16 protein-coding genes and 1 pseudogene are annotated in these 17,705 nt (G+C 65.9%); 4 read left to right on the plus strand and 13 right to left on the minus strand.

Annotation, left to right across the window (positions count from 1 at the left end):
- From ASD15_RS33160 to ASD15_RS12205, 9 genes and pseudogenes are all read right to left on the minus strand, one after another.
- On the minus strand, window positions 1-878 hold an 878-nt coding region (locus tag ASD15_RS33160), incomplete at both ends, for a methyl-accepting chemotaxis protein (RefSeq protein ID WP_229418164.1).
- 1 nt (window position 879) lies between these two features.
- Window positions 880-1,842, minus strand: a pseudogene (locus ASD15_RS33165) (CHASE3 domain-containing protein); the annotation flags it as partial.
- A gap of 51 nt (window positions 1,843-1,893) precedes the next feature.
- On the minus strand, window positions 1,894-3,126 hold the full coding sequence (locus ASD15_RS12175) for an argininosuccinate synthase (RefSeq protein ID WP_057155222.1): 1,233 nt from the start codon (window positions 3,124-3,126) through the stop codon (window positions 1,894-1,896).
- 87 nt (window positions 3,127-3,213) lie between these two features.
- The gene (gene argF, locus ASD15_RS12180; protein WP_057155223.1) at window positions 3,214-4,140 is read right to left on the minus strand and encodes an ornithine carbamoyltransferase; all 927 of its coding nucleotides are present in this window, start codon (window positions 4,138-4,140) and stop codon (window positions 3,214-3,216) included.
- A 374-nt stretch (window positions 4,141-4,514) separates the two neighbouring features.
- Window positions 4,515-4,760, minus strand: coding sequence for a hypothetical protein (locus tag ASD15_RS12185; protein ID WP_157200918.1), 246 nt, complete (start codon window positions 4,758-4,760; stop codon window positions 4,515-4,517).
- An 87-nt stretch (window positions 4,761-4,847) separates the two neighbouring features.
- Complete coding sequence (locus tag ASD15_RS12190; RefSeq protein ID WP_057155226.1) at window positions 4,848-7,712, minus strand: ATP-binding protein; 2,865 nt, start codon at window positions 7,710-7,712, stop codon at window positions 4,848-4,850.
- A 94-nt stretch (window positions 7,713-7,806) separates the two neighbouring features.
- Window positions 7,807-8,745 carry a ribosome small subunit-dependent GTPase A gene (rsgA, locus tag ASD15_RS12195; RefSeq protein WP_057155228.1) on the minus strand — a complete coding sequence of 313 codons (939 nt, stop codon included), beginning with the start codon at window positions 8,743-8,745 and terminating at the stop codon, window positions 7,807-7,809.
- On the minus strand, window positions 8,742-9,092 hold the full coding sequence (locus ASD15_RS12200; RefSeq protein WP_057155230.1) for a 4a-hydroxytetrahydrobiopterin dehydratase: 351 nt from the start codon (window positions 9,090-9,092) through the stop codon (window positions 8,742-8,744). The genes rsgA and ASD15_RS12200 overlap by 4 nt, the downstream gene beginning before the upstream one ends.
- An 11-nt stretch (window positions 9,093-9,103) precedes the next feature.
- Entirely contained in the window at window positions 9,104-10,372 is a 1,269-nt protein-coding gene (locus ASD15_RS12205) for a M48 family metallopeptidase (protein WP_057155232.1), read from the minus strand.
- A gap of 47 nt (window positions 10,373-10,419) precedes the next feature.
- Here ASD15_RS12205 and orn point away from each other — a divergent pair, with 47 nt between their 5' ends.
- Window positions 10,420-11,004 carry an oligoribonuclease gene (orn, locus tag ASD15_RS12210; RefSeq protein ID WP_056397682.1) on the plus strand — a complete coding sequence of 195 codons (585 nt, stop codon included), beginning with the start codon at window positions 10,420-10,422 and terminating at the stop codon, window positions 11,002-11,004.
- 7 nt (window positions 11,005-11,011) lie between these two features.
- On the plus strand, window positions 11,012-11,470 hold the full coding sequence (locus ASD15_RS12215) for a heme-degrading domain-containing protein (protein WP_057155234.1): 459 nt from the start codon (window positions 11,012-11,014) through the stop codon (window positions 11,468-11,470).
- 9 nt (window positions 11,471-11,479) lie between these two features.
- Here ASD15_RS12215 and ASD15_RS12220 read toward each other — a convergent pair whose 3' ends face one another.
- The 4 genes from ASD15_RS12220 to ASD15_RS12235 form a co-directional block, all read right to left on the minus strand.
- Window positions 11,480-11,884, minus strand: coding sequence for a hypothetical protein (locus ASD15_RS12220; RefSeq protein WP_057155236.1), 405 nt, complete (start codon window positions 11,882-11,884; stop codon window positions 11,480-11,482).
- A gap of 82 nt (window positions 11,885-11,966) precedes the next feature.
- Window positions 11,967-13,343 (minus strand): DUF1501 domain-containing protein, encoded by a 1,377-nt coding sequence (locus ASD15_RS12225; RefSeq protein ID WP_057155238.1) that lies wholly within the window; start codon window positions 13,341-13,343, stop codon window positions 11,967-11,969.
- A gap of 23 nt (window positions 13,344-13,366) precedes the next feature.
- On the minus strand, window positions 13,367-14,863 hold the full coding sequence (locus ASD15_RS12230; protein WP_057155239.1) for a DUF1800 family protein: 1,497 nt from the start codon (window positions 14,861-14,863) through the stop codon (window positions 13,367-13,369).
- A 172-nt stretch (window positions 14,864-15,035) separates the two neighbouring features.
- A complete protein-coding gene (locus ASD15_RS12235) occupies window positions 15,036-15,734 on the minus strand; it encodes a UPF0149 family protein (RefSeq protein WP_057155241.1) in 699 nt (232 codons plus the stop codon).
- Window positions 15,735-15,820: 86 nt separating this feature from the next.
- Between ASD15_RS12235 and ASD15_RS12240 the strand changes: the two genes are divergently transcribed.
- The gene (locus ASD15_RS12240) at window positions 15,821-16,819 is read left to right on the plus strand and encodes a serine/threonine protein kinase (protein WP_057155323.1); all 999 of its coding nucleotides are present in this window, start codon (window positions 15,821-15,823) and stop codon (window positions 16,817-16,819) included.
- 102 nt (window positions 16,820-16,921) lie between these two features.
- Window positions 16,922-17,677 carry an SDR family oxidoreductase gene (locus ASD15_RS12245; RefSeq protein ID WP_057155243.1) on the plus strand — a complete coding sequence of 252 codons (756 nt, stop codon included), beginning with the start codon at window positions 16,922-16,924 and terminating at the stop codon, window positions 17,675-17,677.
- Window positions 17,678-17,705 lie beyond the last annotated feature (28 nt).

Below are 17,705 nucleotides of genomic sequence, written 5' to 3' on the forward strand. Positions count from 1 at the left end.
TCGGTGATCTGTTGCGCGCCCACGGCCTGTGACTGCATGCCCTGCAGCACGGCGTCGAACTGCGGCGCCAGTTTCTGCACCTGCACCATCACGCCCGACAGCTGGTCCGTCACCTGGCGCACCTCGCCCACGCTGCGCCGCACCTCCTCGGAGAATTTGTCCATGCCCATCACGCTGGCCGAGACGGCCGACTGCATTTCCTTGAGCATCTGCTCGATGTCCCAGGTCGACACCGAGGTCTGGTCGGCAAGGCGGCGAATCTCGGTGGCCACCACCGAGAAACCGCGCCCGGCTTCGCCGGCCTTCTCGGCCTCGATGGCCGCGTTCAGCGAMAGGATGTTGGTCTGGTCGGCCACCTTGGTGATGGTGGTCAGCACGCTGTTGATGTTGGAGGCCTTCTCGGATAGCGCGGCCAGYTTGGCGCTGATCGAATCGGTGGCCGCCACCATGTGCTGCATGGTCTCGTCCATGCGCTTCAGGTTGTCCTGCGCCTCGGCGGTGGCGCTGGTGGTGTAGTCGGCCACGGCGGTGGCGCTTTCCATGGTCTGCAGCAGCTGCGCGGTGTTGGCCGAGATTTCCTTGGTGGTGCTCAGCACCTCCACGCTGGTCTGGGCCTGCTCGACGCCGGTCGCTTCCTGCTGCTTGGCCGAGGCGGCGATTTCGGTGGCCGAGGTGGTGACCTGGATGCCGGCCTTCTGGATATTGTTGAGCAGCGCGCGCAGGTTGTCGAACATGGTGGCCAGGCCGTGGCCCAGCCGGCCGATGGCGTCGTCGCCGGCCACCGTCACCTTGCCCGTCAGGTCGCCGGAGGCGGCCTTGGACACCACTGCCAGCAGCGCATCGACCTTGGCGCGCAGCAGGTTGGTGTCGGCCAGTTCNCACCGTCACCTTGCCCGTCAGGTCGCCGGAGGCGGCCTTGGACACCACTGCCAGCAGCGCATCGACCTTGGCGCGCAGCAGGTTGGTGTCGGCCAGTTCCCTGGCCTGGCTGTCCTGGATGGTTTGCGCCATGCGGTTGAACTCCGTGCCCACCTCGCCCAGTTCGTCGTTCGACACCACCACCACCCGCGCGGACTGCTCGCCGGCGGCGATGCGGCCCACTGCCTGCATCAGCAGGCCCAGTGGCGTGAGCAGGGCGCGCAGCAGCAGCCAGCCGATGCCGATGGCCAGTGCCACGGCCACCGCGCCGCCGCCGCCCAGCAACCAGGCCTGCGCCTGCTGCATCTCGCGCGCGTCGGCGGAGCGCTGGGCCAGCAAACGGTTTTCATCGGCGGACAGGTCCGCCAGCAGCTTGCGCACGTCGGCAATCACCTTGGCGCCATTCAGCACATCGGCCGCCGTGGCCACCTGCTGCGACACGCCCACCTGCTTGTTCAGCGCACGCCGTTTATCGAGCAGCGGATGGATCACGTTCTGCACCCAGTCCTCGGCCATGGGGCCGATCTGCTTCAGGCGCGCCTGCTGCTGCGGATTGTCCTGCGTCAGGACCAGGGCGCGCGCCACATGGCGCCGCATGGCTTCCTCTTCGCGCGGGATGATCTGCACCAGGCTCTCGTTCCCGGTCAGCATGAAGCCGCGCGTGGAGTTCTGGATCTGCAGCACGGCGTTGGCGATCTGGTCGGCCTCCAGCAGCACTTCCAGCGAATGGCGGTCCCACGCGTTGGCGGCGGCCAAGCGGCTGAACTGGTTGTAGGAGAGCCCGAGCAGCAGCAGCAGGGTGGCGACGATGGCGCCGAAACCGGCGGTGAGCTTGGTTTTTATGCGCATGTCTTTCATGGGTTCTCCCGGCGGCGATATGGCAATGTAGCACCCTCGGCCGGAAAAACAAAACGGGCCGCACATGGCGGCCCGCTCGGGTACAGCGCCGTGACAGCGCCGGTACAGCCTATCGTATTACTGGCCGCGCTTCAGGCGGGCGTTGGCGGCGATGCGCATGCGCAGCGCGTTCAGCTTGATGAAGCCGCCGGCGTCGGCCTGGTTGTAGGCGCCGCCGTCTTCGTCGAAGGTGGCGATGGTCATGTCGAACAGCGAATCGGTCTTCGAATCGCGCGACACGACAATCACATTGCCCTTGTACAGCTTGACGCGTACCCAGCCGTTCACGGTGGCCTGGGTGTGGTCGATCAGGGTCTGGATCGCCACGCGCTCAGGCGCCCACCAGTAGCCGTTGTAGATCATCGACGCGTAGCGCGGCATCAGGTCGTCTTTCAGGTGGGCCACTTCGCGGTCCAGCGTGATCGATTCGATGGCGCGGTGCGCCTTCAGCATGATGGTGCCGCCAGGGGTTTCGTAGCAGCCGCGCGACTTCATGCCGACGTAGCGGTTTTCCACCAGGTCCAGGCGGCCGATGCCGTGCTTGCCGCCCAGGCGGTTCAGTTCCGTCAGCACGGTGGCCGGCGACATGCGCACGCCGTTCAGGGCCACGATGTCGCCCTTTTCGTATTCGATGTCCAGGTATTCCGGCTGGTCGGGAGCCGCTTCAGGGCTCACGCTCCAGCGCCACATCGATTCCTCGGCTTCGGCGCTCGGGTTTTCCAGGTGGCGGCCTTCGAAGGAGATGTGCAGCAGGTTGGCGTCCATCGAGTACGGCGCGCCGCCGTTCTTGTGCTTCATGTCGATGTCGATGCCGGCGTCTTCCGCGTACTTCAGCAGTTTTTCGCGCGACAGCAGGTCCCACTCGCGCCATGGGGCGATGATCTTGACGCCTGGTTTCAGCGCGTAGGCGCCCAGTTCGAAACGCACCTGGTCGTTGCCCTTGCCGGTGGCGCCGTGCGAGATGGCGTCGGCGCCGGTCTCGTTGGCGATCTCGATCAGGCGCTTGGCGATCAGCGGACGCGCGATCGAGGTGCCCAGCAGGTATTCGCCTTCGTACACGGTGTTGGCGCGGAACATCGGGAACACGAAGTCGCGCACGAATTCTTCGCGCACGTCGTCGATGTAGATGTTCTCAGGCTTGATGCCGAACTTGATCGCCTTGGCGCGTGCCGGCTCCAGCTCCTCGCCCTGGCCCAGGTCGGCCGTGAAAGTGACGATTTCGCACTTGTAGTTATCCTGCAGCCACTTCAGGATTACGGAGGTGTCCAGGCCGCCGGAGTAGGCGAGGACTACTTTTTTGATGTCGCTCATGGTCGTTCCATTCTTGATAGGTGATTCGGTATTTTATCTTGCCGGGCGGCGGCGCCGGCGGGTTAGCGCAGCGTAACCCGCCCTGCGTCACTTGCCGTCCAGGCGGCCCAGCAGCAGGTATTCGATCAGCGCCTTCTGGATATGCAGGCGGTTCTCGGCTTCGTCCCAGACTACCGACTGCGGGCCGTCGATCACGTCGGCCGACACTTCCTCGCCGCGGTGAGCGGGCAGGCAGTGCATGAACAGCGCGTCCGGCTTGGCGCGCGCCATCTTGGCCGAGTCGACGATCCAGCCGTCGAAGGCTTTCAGGCGGGCCGCGTTCTCGTCCTCGTAGCCCATGCTGGTCCACACGTCGGTGTTGACCAGGTCCGCGCCTTCGCAGGCGTCGGACGGGTTGGCGAAGAAGGTGTAGCGGTCGGTCGACACCAGCGACATGTCCATGTCGTAGCCCTTGGGCGTGGACACGTTGACGTGGAAGCCGAACACCTCGGCAGCCTGCAGCCAGGAGTACAGCATGTTGTTGGCATCGCCCACCCAGGCCACGGTCTTGCCGGCGATGGAGCCGCGGTGCTCGTAGTAGGTGAAAATGTCGGCGAACACCTGGCAGGGGTGGTGTTCGTTGGTCAGGCCGTTAATCACCGGCACGCGCGAGAAGGCGGCGAAACGCTCGATGATGTCCTGGCCGAAGGTGCGCACCATGATCACGTCGCACATGCGCGACATGACCTGGCCGGCGTCTTCCACCGGCTCGCCGCGGCCCAGCTGGGAGTCGCGGGTGTTCAGATAGATGGCGGCGCCGCCCAGCTGGTGCATGCCGGCCTCGAAGGACAGGCGGGTGCGGGTGGAGTTCTTGTCGAACACCATCACCAGCGTACGGTCGACCAGCGGGTGATAGATCTCGTAGTTCTTGAATTTGCGCTTGATGACGTGGGCGCGTTCGATCACGTATTCGTATTCATCCAACGACAAGTCGGAAAACTGCAGGTAGTGCCGAATCGGTTTTTGGGTAGACATAGTGACAACGATTTGTTGGGCTGGCAGTGGCGGGGGTGCCGGAAACGCCAGCTTAGCAAAACATTATACGGCTAAATTGTGGGCGCGGCAGCAATGAAGGCTGGGGACACCTGGCTGCGGCTGCCGCGCGTCGCGGGTCGCACCGCTCCCCGCAACTTGCCGCACTGTATCGTGCGGAATGCGCGCCGAGTTTCTGCTCCAATCACTGGGTATTATTTTCGCAACGCCGCTGCCGCGGAGGCAGCGGGGCCGGTTGCGAATGGGAGGATTGCGGGTGCTGGTCTACAACCGGGCGTTCATGTGCTCGCTCGCCATGCGCTGCTTGCCGACGGGCCGGCAAGCGCGAGCGGCGCTGGGCGCCGCGTCGGCGTGGTTTAGCGGCTGCTGGCGCTGGACGGCGCAACCGGGACGAATTGCAGCTGGCGCTGGGCGTCTTCGGCGGACATGGACTGCATGCGGTCGGCGGCGTCCTTGTTCTTGCGCTTCAGGTTGGTGCCCGTCGGGATGTAGGCGTCGGTGTCGTAGTTGGAAACAATCGGCGTGCGAGGCTCGTCGGGGGAGGTGGCGCAGCCTGCCAGTAGCGGGCTGGCCACAACTGCGGCCAGAATGAGTGATTTCATGGGCGTCCTTGTAGACGGGCCGAGACCGGGTTGGCGCGGCTCCGTGCCGCCCAGTTTAATATCAAATCGGCACGTATAGACAATTTTTTAATGATAGATCGCCACCGGCCCGGTGTCGTCCTGCATCGGCGCGGTAAGCGGCAGGTCGAGCGTGAACACGGTGCCGGCCGGGCTGCTGGAAACGCTGATCTGCCCGCCTAGCAGCGAGGTGACGATGTTGTAGCTGATCGACAGTCCCAGACCGCTGCCGCCCTGGCCCAGCTTGGTGGTGAAAAAGGGATCGAAGATGCGCGACTGGTGCTCGGCCGGGATGCCGCCGCCGTCGTCGCTGAACACCAGCAGTGCGCGCCCCTCGGCGGGCGTGCTGGCGCTGAGCCGCATGCGGCCATGCTGGCGGCCTTCGAAGGCGTGCAGCAGCGCGTTGTTGATGAGGTTGGCCAGCACCTGGCCGAACGGCCCCGGATAGCTGTCCATGGCCAGCGTGTCCGGCACCTCGTATTCGATGCTGTGGTTGGCGTTGCGGATGCGGTTCATCATGGTGGCGACCACCTCGTGCGTCACTTGCTGCAGGTTGAACATGCGGCGCTGCTCGGTGGTGCGGTCCACCGCCACCTGCTTGAAGCTGTTTACCAGGTCGGCCGCGCTGGTCAGCCCGCGCATCACCAGCTCGGACGCTTTTTGCGCGTCGGCCACGTAGGCGGCCAGCTCGGAGCGGCGCAGGCCTGCGCCGTTCATTTGCTGCTCGATCTCGGCGGTCTTTTGCTGCAGGGTGCTGGCGATGAGCAGGCTGTTGCCGATCGGCGTGTTCAGCTCGTGCGCCACGCCGGCCATCAGCGAGCCCAGCGCGGCCAGCTTTTCCTGCGACACGAGCTGGGTCTGCGCGTCCTGCAACTGGCGGTAGGCTTCCGCGTTGTCGAGCGCGATGGCGCCGTAGGCGCACAGGGTGCGGAAGATCAGCCGTTCGCGCTCGCCGTAGGCGTTCAGTTCCAGCGACTGCGCCGTCATCACGCCCAGCACGCGCTCGCCCACCCGCAGCGGCACGTACAGCGCGCTGCGGTTGGGGCAGGTGCCGGGGATGACGAAACTGTGATCGGTGCCGTTCAGGTCGGGCACGTACACTTCGCGCCGTTCGTTCAGGCAGCGCACCGAGTACGAGTGCGGATGCGACAGCGGGATCACATTGGTGGGCAGCGCGCAGCCGCCTTCCACGCCGAAGGCGCGCGTCAGCGACTGGGCGCCGTGGTCGTAGAGGTAGATGGCGAAGGTGTGCGTGTGCAGCAGCGCCTCCACGTGCCGGTCCAGCGCCTGGAACACGGCGGCCGCGTCCAGGTGGGTGGTGATCTCCTGGCCGATGGCCGACAGGCGCTCCAGCATGGCGCTGGTTTGCAGCAGCAGTTCGGCGCGCCGCGCTTCGGACGCGGCCAGCTCGCGGTGGTGCTGGCCCTCGGCGCGCGCGTGCTCGGTCTGGTGGTGCACCTGCATGGCCACGGCGCGGTTGGTGGCTTCCTGGCTGTGCGTCTTCTCGCGCGCCGCGCTGGCCGACACCGCCATCTGGTAGGCCTGCTGGTAGCTGCCGGCACGGGCGTACTCGCGCGCCAGCGCATCCAGCAGGTCGCCCGGCACGGTGTAGCCGTCGATGGCGGACGCCACCGCCAGCGCCTTGTGCAGATAGTGCAGCGTGGCGTTCAGCTCGGTCATGCCGTCCGGGCTGGTCAGCGCGTGGCGGCCGTGGACCAGCGACAGCACCCGCAGCGCGGTCACCTGGTGATGCATATTGCATTGCTCGCCCGCCAGCCGCACCGCTTCGTGCGCGGCGCGCAGCGCTTCCTGCGGCCGGTCCAGGCCGGACAGGGCGTGCGCCTGGCCGCGCCGCGCCACGGTCTGGAAATCGGCTTGCTGCAGGGCGTCGGCGCGGCCTTCCAGGCGCTGGAAGGCGTCCAGCGCGGCGGCGTAGTCGCCCCGGTCCAGCGACAGGTCGCCCAGGTATTGCAGTGCGATGGCGTAGCTGCGCGCGCCCGACAGCGGCGCCAGGATCTCCAGTGCCTCGTGCAGCAGTTCCTCGGCCGCGTCCAGCCGGCCCAGGCGGCGCATGGTGTCGGCCGTGTGCATCAGGCAGGCGCCCACGCTGCGCGGCCAGCCGGTGGGACGGGCCAGGTCCAGCGCGCACTGCATCCATTCCAGCGCGGCGTGGTGGTCGTTCAGGTTGGTGAAGTCTTCGCCGATATTGGTGGCGGCGGTGATGGCCACGCGCAGCTGCCCGGTGGCCAGCGCGCTTTCATAACAGCGGATGTAGTGGCTGGCGGCGGTGGCGAAATCGCTGGACAGGCTGGCGGCCACTCCGAGGTAGTCGTGGCGCCAGGCGGCCGGGCCCGGCGGTTCCGCGCCGCCGTCCGCCTCTGTCCCGCTTGCCGCGTGCGGGTCATGCCTGAGCCGGGCGTTCCAGCCGGCGGCGCAGTTGGGGTCGCGCAGGATGGCCCAGCGCGCGGTGGCCGCTTCGATGATGTGCTGGCGCTCGCGGTCTCGCGCCAGGCCGGCGGCATCCAGGGCCAGCGCCAGTTCAAGGTCGCACCGCGCGTGGTCGCCCCGGTCCACCGCTATCGAGGCCTGCAGCCAGTGGGCGTCGGCGCAGGCTTCATGGTCGCCCAGCGTGCATAGCTGCTCGAAGCCGAGCTGGGCGTGCGCCTCGGCCTGGTCCAGTGCGCCGCGCAGCCACAGCACTTCGCCCTGCACCAGCTGCATGCGGGCGGCGATGGCGCTCTGGGCGTTGGGATCGAGATTGGTCTGCGGCAGCAGGGCCAGCGCTTCGGCGGCGAGCGCTTCGGCCCGGTCGCTGTCGCGCTGGCGCACGTGCCAGGCCAGCGGCACCAGGACGGGCAGGCGCGCGACGCCGCGCAAGGGAAGCAGTGACACTTCCCATTGAGCAACATCATCCTCGACCGCGAACATGTCCATGGCCTTCCTCAGTTTTTCGCTACCTTGCTAATAATGCTCCACAGCATCGAAAGCTGCAATCGACTTTTTGAACAGATGCCAATTCAATTGTTTTTTAATACAGTGTTTGCGCCGACTCGTGCAGCAGCTGGCCATACAGTTCGTGGCGCAGCCTGCTGATCTCGCCGGCCTTGACCGCGTCCAGCACCGGGCATTGCGGTTCGTTGAGGTGGCGGCAATTGTAGTATTTGCAACCGCCCAGGTAGGGCTTGAAGTCGCGGAAGGCGCGCTCCAGCATGCCTTCGCTCAGGTGGTACAGGCCGAATTCCTGGAAACCGGGCGAATCGATGATGGACGTGTCCGGCCCCAGGTCGGGCATGGTGTACAGGCGGGTGAAGGTGGTGGTGTGCTTGCCGGTGTCGAGCGCGGCGGAAATTTCGCGCACGGCGATATCGGCGCCCGGCACCAGCAGGTTGATCAGCGAGGACTTGCCCATGCCGGACTGGCCGATCAGGATGGACGAATTGCCCTTTAGCAGCGGCTGCAGCGTGGCCACGGCGTGATCGGGATTGCCCTTGGCCGACACCTCATGCACCGGATAGCCCAGCTTCGAGTACATCTTCAGGCGCTCGCGGGTGCGCGCCAGCGACTCGGTGACGTCCACCTTGTTCAGGATCAGGTGCACCTCGATGCCGGCCGCTTCCGCCGCCACGGTGGCGCGCGAGACCAGGTCGTCCGTATAGCCGGGCTCGGTGGCCACGACGATGAACAGCTGGCTCACATTGGCCGCCAGCAGCTTGGACTTGTACTGGTCGGAGCGGTACAGCAGCGTCTTGCGCTCGGTGATCTCGTCGATCACGGCCTGGTCGGCCGAGGTGGCGGTCAGCTTGACGATGTCGCCTACGGCGACGTTGGTCTTCTTGCCGCGCGTAACGCATTGCACGCGCTCGCCATGCACCTCGGCCAGGTAGTGGCGGCCGTGGGCGGCAATGATGGTGCCGGTCTGCTGTGCCGGCTTGCTGGACGCTGCTTTGGCCTGGGTTTGCTGCTTCATGCGCGCTCCGCCAGGGCGTCGGCCTTGGCCGCGCAGATGAAATCGTTGAGCGACAGGCCGCCCTGGCCCTGGTTCACGGAGTGGGTGTCGTAGCGGGCGACGCAGCGGTTGTAGGTCACAGTCAGTTCCGGGTGGTGGTCTTCGGCATGCGTGACATAGGCCAGCGCGTTGACGAAGGCCAGGGTTTCGTAATAGTCGGCAAAGCGGAACTCGCGCACCAGCTTGCCGTTTTCCAGGCGCCAGTGCGGCAGCAGGGCCGCCAGGCGGCGCGCTTCCTCGCCGTCCAGCGCGTCCTTGGCGGGTGAACAGTGCAGCGCCTGCAGGTGTTGTGCGTCCAGGATCGTCATGGTCGGGGTCCTCATTGGAGCGCCAGGTTCAGCTGGCGGATGCGCACGCTGGCCGGCGGATGGGAATCATAGAACGCCGAGTGCAGCGGGTCCGGCGTCAGGGTCGAAGCGTTGTCCTCGTACATTTTCACCAGCGCCGACACCAGGTCGCGCGGGTCGGTATGCTTGGCGGCGAAGGCGTCCGCCTCGAACTCGTGCTTGCGCGAGCTGAGCGAGGTGAGCGGTCCCAGCAGGAAGGTGAACACCGGCAGCGCCAGCGCGAACAGCAGCAGCGCCATGGCGTCGTTGCTGGCGCCCGGCAGCAGCAGCGGGTCCACGCCCAGGCCGGTGTAGAACCACAGCTGGTTCTTCAGCCAGCCCAGCAGTGCCAGAAACGCCAGCGAGATGGCGAACAGCATGCCGATGCGCTTGACGATGTGCTTGAGCTTGAAGTGCCCCAGCTCGTGCGCCAGCACCGCCTCGATTTCCTGCGGCGCCAGGCGCGACAGCAGGGTGTCGAAGAACACGATGCGCTTGTTGGCGCCGAAGCCGGAGAAATAGGCATTGCCGTGCGCGCTGCGCTTGGAACCGTCCATCACGAACAGGCCCTTGGAAGCGAAGCCGACGCGCTGCATCAGTCCTTCGATGCGCGATTTCAGCGATTCGTCGGCCAGCGGCGTGAACTTGTTGAACAGCGGCGCGATCACGGTCGGGAACAGCACCATCATCAGCAACTGGAAGCCGCTCCACACCAGCCAGGCGTACAGCCACCACAGCGCGCCGCTCTTGTCCATCAGCGTCAGCACCACCCACACCAGCGGCAGGCCGATCACGGCGCCCAGCGCCACGCCCTTGAGCATGTCGGCGAAGAACAGGCCGCGGCTCATCTTGTTAAAGCCGAAGCGCTGCTCCAGGCCGAATTGCTTGTAGTAGTCGAAGGGCAGATCGACCAGGCCGGAAATGGCGGCGTAGGCGACCAGCAGGCCGATCTGGTAGCCCATGCCGGGGCCGGCCAGCTTGTACACTTCCACCGACAGCCATTGCAGGCCGCCCAGCAAGGTGAAGGCGACCAGTACGGCGGCGTTGACCACCATGCCCAGCATGCCGAATTTGGTGCGGGCGATGGTGTAGTCGGCGGCCTTCTGGTGCGCCGCCAGCGGGATTTTTTCGGCGAATTCGGGCGGCACGGCGCTGCGGTGGGCGAGCACGTGGCGGATGTGGCGCGAGGCCAGCCAGAAGCGCACGGCCAGCGTCAGAACCAGGAAAGTAACGAACAAAATCGAAAACGCGTGTGAATACATTCTATGCCTGTGAGAAAATGGCGGATTGTTTAGGCCAAGAGAGAATTATGTCACAAGCGACCGAAATCCCAACGACTACCCCGCAAGAGCGTCCGAATGAGACCAACCTGGTGTGGGTGGACATGGAAATGACGGGTCTGGAACCCGAAACCGACCGCATCATCGAAGTGGCCATCATCGTCACCGACATGCACCTGAACTTCCTGGCCGAAGGCCCGGTGTTTGCAATTCATCAATCCGATGAAACGCTGGACAAGATGGACAACTGGAACAAGGGCACCCACGGCCGTTCCGGCCTGACCGAGCGCGTCAAGGCGTCCACCATCACCGAGGAATTCGCCGAAGCCGAGCTGATCGCCTTCCTGAAGAAGTGGGTGCCGGCCGGCAAGGCGCCGATGTGCGGCAACACCATCGGCCAGGACCGCCGCTTCATGGTCAAGTACATGCCGAAGCTGGAGGCGTTCTTCCACTACCGCAATATCGACGTGTCTACGCTGAAAGAGCTGTGCAAGCGCTGGAAGCCGGAGATCGTCGGCGGCTTCAAGAAGCACCAGAAGCACACTGCGCTGGCCGACATCGTCGAGTCCATCGAAGAGCTGAAGTACTACCGCGAACACTTCATCAAGCTGTAAGGACGCCATGGACGCCGACCTGCTCGCAACCCTGGCGCGCCAGGAACAGGAACTGCAGTTTTCAGCCTTTAGCAATGACACGGCGCTGGCGCTGGGCTTGAGCCTGGTCGGCGCGGCCAAGGCGAAGGGCAAGGCCATCACCGTGAATATCACGCGCAACGGCCAGGTGCTGTTCCACCATGCCATGGACGGCGCCAGTGCCGACCAGGCGGACTGGATACGGCGCAAGAACAATGTGGTGAACCGCTTCGGCCGCAGCTCGTTCTACGTGGGCAGCGATCACAAGCTGCGCGGCGTGGATTTCGAGGCGGTGCCCTACCTCGACAGCAAGGACTACGCGGCGCACGGCGGCGCTTTTCCGCTCACTATCAAAGGCGTGGGCGTGGTGGGCACCATCACGGTGTCCGGCTTGCCGCAGGCGGAAGATCATGCACTGGCGGTGGAAGCCATCCGCGCGATGATGTAGCCGGTCGAATTAGTCGCTGGATACTTCCAGCAGCGCTTCCAGGAAGTTATTCTCGTTAAAGTCCTCAAAGGCCGGGTACTCCCCGTCCTTGGTGGCAATCTTCCAGTCCGACGCCAGGTCGGGCAGTACAAAGCGCACTTTGCCGCGATGGCCTTCCAGGTCCAGGCGGCCGCCGCCGGTATCCAGCATCACGCCCACCGGGCGCAGCACCACGTGCTGTTGCCCCAGGCTGATGCCCAGCGTGCGGGTGGTGTAAGTGCCCAGCAATTCCTCGGTCAGCACCAGCGCATGGAAGTCGTATTTCACCTGGCCTTTCTCCGCATAGCGCGCCAGCCACTGCTGCACCAGCCCATACAAGCTGTCGATGCGCGCCAGCCAGTGCAGCTTGCGCTGCTGATAATCGTCATGCCCCATTGCGAACTCGCTGAAAATGACTCCTACACTGATTGTAGGCGGTCCAGCGGCCGATGCGGCGCGAGCTTCGCGCAGCGCGCACTCAGCCCATGAAGCCCAAGTCCTTGACGGCGAAGTTGGCCAGCTCGTGCTTGAATACCTGCGTTTCCAGCATGGCCTCGTCGGCGCCGAACCAGCGCCCCAGGGTGGCGCCGTATTGCTGGTTGGAGATCTGCGGGATCCAGACGCCGCGCCCGGTGGCGTCGTCCTTGCCGCCCAGCGTGAAGTCGGGGAACTGGCCGTACAGGCCGCCCTTGACGGCGCCGCCGACCACCAGGTGGTGGTTGCCCCAGCCGTGATCGGTGCCGCCGCTGTTCGGCTGCAGGCTGCGGCCGAAGTCCGACAAGGTGAACGTCGTCACTTGCTGCTGGGCGCCGATTTCGGCCAGCCCCTGCTGGAAGGCGGCCAGCGATTGCGACACCTGGCGCAGCAGGTCGAACTGCTGGTAGGCCTGGCCGCCGTGCGTGTCGAAGCCGCCTTGCGAGACGAAGTACACTTGCCGCCCCGGTCCCTGCGCCGCGCGCAGGCGGATCAGCTGGGCCACGGTCTTCAGCTGCCGCGCCAGACTGTGGCCGGGGAAGGGCGTCGCCAGCGCGGGCCCGCCGGTGGCGGCCTTCAGGTCGGACACCAGCTCCATGCCGTTGAGCAGCGTGCGGTTGGCGGCGCCGGCCACCATGTTGGGATGGCTGGCCGACAGCAGCGCGGCCAGCGCGGCGCGGCGCTGTTCCGCTTCCGCCTGCGGCCAGAAATTCATGCCGGCCAGGTTGAGCTGGCCGTTCGCGGGGATCAGGTTGCCGTGCGTCTTGCCGCCTTCGATGAACAGGCCGCCGCCGCCCAGCGCCACCGCATCCAGCTCGCCGCCGGTGCCCAGCAGGTCGACCAGGCGCCCGCCCCAGCCGGTGCCGGCCAGCGATGGCGTGCCGGCCTGGTTCTGCAGTTGCTGGTCCGGGTGCGAGAACAGCTGCGGCGGCACGGCCACGCCGGCCTGGTACTGCGCCTTGCTGAGCGGCTGGCGCAGGCTGCCCACGTTGAGCAGTGCCGCCACCTGGCCCTGGCCGAACAGCGCGTCCAGCTCGGCCATGCCGTAGTGGAACGCGAACGGCTGGTCCACCGGGTCGGACACGGCTTGCAAACGCGCGCGGCGCTCGCTCACCAGCGTCTTGCTGGCCACGGATAGGGCCAGCCCCTGGCTGCCGCGTATCGCGCTGTATTTTCCGTAGCGGATGGTGTCGAGCGGCACGATCATATTGTTGCCGTCATTGCCGCCGTACATGTACAGGCACACCAGGGCCTTGTAGTCGCCCACGGCAGCATGCGCGGGATTTGCGCCCAGCAGGCCCAGCGCGGTCAACGCGCCCAGCATGCCGGCTTGCGCGCCGAGCCCGAGGAAGCCGCGGCGGGACAGGTGGTTGTCGTTCATGGCAGTCTCCGGTGTCTTCGTGGTCATTGCTGCAGCGCGAATTCGGCGCTAATGGCGGTCAGGTAGAGCGCGGCCAGGGCGCGCTGCGTCTTGTCCGTGGTGGCGTTGACGGAGCCTGCGATGGCGCTGCGCGCGGCGGGCGACATGCGGCCCTGCAGCAGCCTGGCGTCCACCAGGTCGATCAGCGCGTTGGCGTCGCCCGCCGCGCTGACGAAGGGCGCAAGGTTGACAGCCACCATGGCCTTGTATTCGCCGGACAGGAAGCGGTACAGGAAGTTGGCGCGCGCCACGGCCAGCGCCGGTGCGTAGAGCTGGAACTCAGGGCCGAATTTCCCCGCTGCGCCGGGCAGCCCCGTCATTGGAGAATAGAAATTGAACACACTGGGCGCGTTCAGCAGCTTCTGGCCCAGTTGCGAATATTCCCAGAACGCGTTGGTGGGGTTGAGAACTGCCGCATCCAGCGCGCGGAACAGGCTCAGCGAGTGCAGCATCGGGTCTTTCAGCTTGCCCTGGCTGGCGCTGGGCGTATCCATGCGGGCTTCCGGGTCGGTCAGCACGGCGGTCAGCGTGGCTTTCAGGTCGCCGCGTCCGGCCGGCCCGTTGGCGAACACGCCTGCCACGCGTTCGATGTAGGCCGCGCTGGGATTGCTGCTGGTGAAAGCGCGGATCAGGCGGGTGGCGATGAAGGGCGGCAGGTTGGGGTGCTGGAACAGGTTCTCCATCACCGCGTCGAAGTCCTGCACGGTGCTCTGCCCGGCCGGCAGCACCAGGCCTTGCAGCAGCGTCTTGCTGCCCTTGTCGTGCAGGCGCTCGCGCGGCTGCAGCGGACCGGTGAACTTTTCCCAGTTGGCGCCGGTCGTGCTGGCGCCCTGGTAAGTCCAGCCGCTCAGGGCGCGCGAGATGTCGGCGATGCGGGCCTGGTCATAGCTGGGGATGGGATCGCCGTTGCGGTCGGCCTGCACGCTGCCGTCCTGGTTCAGCATCACGGGACCGATGGTGAACAGCTGCATCACCTCGCGCGCATAGTTCTCGTTCGGCGCGGGCGCCTTGCTGTTGGCCAGGTCCAGGTATTTGCCCATGGACGGGTTCAGCGTCATTTCACGCAGCAGTGTGTCGAAGTTGCCGAAGGCGTGGGCCGACAGCGTGGCCAGCCAGGGCTGCATTTCGTTGGCGTAGGGGTTCTTGTCGGCCGAGACCACGAACAGCTGGGACAGCGCGAAGATCATGCGCTGGCGCAGCTGGTCCTGGCCGCCGGCCATGTTGGTGAACCAGTTGGCGCGCAGCACGTTCATGTCCGCGGTGGCGGGCAGGGCGCTGGCGGGCAGCTCGAACTGCTGCGCCAGCCAGGCGTGCTGGCCCATGGCCTGGACCTTGGCGATGTCGGTCGCGGTGGGGCCGAACGTGGCGTGTTCAAGCAGCCGCGCGGCGGCCACGGTGGCCGGGTCGGGCGCGGCCCAGCTGCCGGCGGCCAGGCTCATCAGGCAGGCCGCGGCCCAGGCCCGGCTCAGGATTCCACGCATGACATCTCCTTGTTGTCTGGATACTTGTTTCCAAACAGCAATTCGCGTGCCAGGCATGCCAAACGGAAAAGTGACAATTTCCGTACGCTTGCAGGTGCAAGGCGACAAAAACTGTCACTCGGGTCAAACCGGGGTCACACTGGGCGCCGAAAAGTGTCAGCGCCCGTCGGCGTTACTCGGCGCCGCCTTCCGCACCGTGGCATTTCTTGTACTTCTTGCCGCTGCCGCAAGGGCAGTCGTCGTTGCGGCCCACTTTCGGCTCGTCGCGCACCACGGTGCTGACCGGCGCTTTGCGGCGCGGTACCCAGAACTTGTGGATGGCCGGCAGGTTGGCTTCCAGCTCCTGGCCCAGCTTGTGCGCCTTGACCGGATCTTCCACCAGCGGCAGTTCGTCTTCTTCGATCTCGTCCGCACCCAGCAGGTAGATCGGCCGCATCAGGTCGCCCACTTCCGAATCCCAGATCGCGTCCCACGAACCCGGGCGCAGTTCCATGCCTTCCCAGAAGCCCCAGCACCAGGCTTCGGCGTCGATCAGGGTCTGGCCTTCGACTTCGTGCTCCACGAACAGCGGCTCGAATTCTTTCGGCGCCACTTCGAACGTCACCAGCACTTCGTTCATGAAGCGCATGATCAGGTTGACGATGCGTTCTTCTTCCTTGGCATTCTTGAACTTGGGCGCGTCGTTGCCGTCCGGGCCCCACACGCGCGGCAGCCACTCGGCCGGCATGATCGGCTCCGGGCCGATGGCGATGGCGGTCAGGTAGCCGTGCAGGTGGTCCATGGTCATGGAATCTTCCGGGCTGCGCTCGGACAGCAGGAAGTTGTCCAGTTCGTCGAATTCTTTTTCGCTCAGAGGCTGATCGAGTTGCATATGCTTTCCTTCTTATTGAAGCTGCCAGTATACGCTGCGGCGCAGCGTTGCGGGCGGAAGAATGCGGCGGCGCTTACAATGGCGCCATGACAACCGACACTCCAGACACCACCCTGCCCGCCTACGCCGCCCTCGGCCCGGACTGCGTGCTCGACGCGCTCGACAGCATAGGCCTGCACGGCGACGGCCGCCTGCTGGCGCTGAACAGCTATGAAAACCGGGTATACCAGGTCGGCATCGACGACGGCAAGCCGCTGGTGGCCAAGTTCTACCGGCCGGGCCGCTGGAGCGACGCCGCCATCCTGGAAGAACACGCTTTCGTGGCCGAACTGGCGGAGCGCGAAATCCCCGTGGTGCCGGCGCTGACGGTGAATGGCCGGACCTTGCATGAATACCAAGGTTTCCGCTTCTCCGTGTTCCCGCGCCACGGCGGCCGCGCGCCCGAACTGGGCGACCCTGCCGTGCTGGAGTGGACCGGGCGCTTCATCGCCCGCATCCACGAGGCCGGCAAGCTGGGCGTGTATAAAGAGCGCCCCGCGCTCGACCCGGCCACCTTCGGCACCGAGCCGCGCGACTACCTGCTGGCCAATAACTTCATCCCGGACGAACTGCTGGCGGCCTACAGCAGCGTGATCGACCAGGCGCTGGACGGCGTGCGGCGCTGCTACGACAGGGCGGGCGGCGTGTCCATCCTGCGCCTGCATGGCGATTGCCACGGCGGCAACGTGCTGTGGACCGACGCCGGCCCGCACTTCGTGGACTTCGACGACAGCCGCATGGGCCCGGCCATCCAGGACTTGTGGATGATGCTGTCCGGCGAGCGCCACGAGCAGGTGCGCCAGATGGGCGACATCCTGGCCGGCTACGAGGACTTCTGCGACTTCGACAGCCGCGAAATGCACCTGGTGGAAGCGCTGCGCACCCTGCGCCTGATCCATTACTCCGCCTGGATCGCCCGCCGCTGGGACGACCCGGCCTTCCCGGCGGCCTTCCCCTGGTTTAACACCCAGCGCTACTGGCAGGACCGGGTCCTGGAGCTGCGCGAGCAGATTGCGCTGATGGACGAGGCGCCGCTGCCGGTGTAAAAAATAGCCGATTGCCTGTCACAAGCCGCTTCCTTGCACCGTCTTATATGCAAGGAGCGGCCACTTGGGTCGCCGAATTTGACATCCAATTGAAAGGCAATCATGAAAATCGTCGTTATCGGTGGCACCGGCCTGATCGGCTCCAAAACCGTTTCCATCCTGCGCCAGGCCGGCCATGAAGCCATTGCCGCTTCGCCCAGCCAGGGCATCAACAGCTACACCGGCGAAGGCCTGCGCGAGGCCTTGGCCGGCGCGCAGGTGGTGATCGACCTGGCAAACGCGCCCTCATGGGAACCCGGCGCCGTGCTGGACTTCTTCCAGGCCACCAGCCGCAACTTGCTGGCGGCGGAAGCCGAGGCGGGCGTACAGCACCACGTGGCGTTGTCCATCGTCGGCACCGACCGCATGCTGGACAACGGCTACTTCCGCGCCAAGGCGGCGCAGGAGCAGCTGATCCAGGCCGGCGGCATCCCGTACACCATCGTGCGCGCCACCCAGTTCATGGAATTCCTCGGCGGTATCGCCGACGCCGGCGCGGCAGGGGAGGTGGTCAAGCTGGCGCCCGGCCAGTTCCAGCCCATCGCGGCGGACGACGTGGCCGCCATTGTTGCTGAAGTGGCAACGGTGGCGCCGCGCAGCGACACCATCGACATCGCTGGCCCGGAACGCGCGCCGCTGAACCAGTTCATTGCCCGCTACCTGAAAGCCGTGGACGACCCGCGCCAGGTGCTGGCCGATCCGGAGGCGCGCTATTTCGGCGGCCGGGTAGCGGAGCTGTCGCTGGTGCCGCTGGGCGAGGCGCGCCTGGGCCGCATCAACCTCGACGAATGGCTGCGCCGCGCGCAGGCCGCCGCCTGATCGGCAGAAATGGCGGGGTTTTCCGGCT

Source organism: Massilia sp. Root351, from assembly GCF_001425045.1.
Classification (GTDB): Bacteria; Pseudomonadota; Gammaproteobacteria; order Burkholderiales; family Burkholderiaceae_D; genus Rugamonas.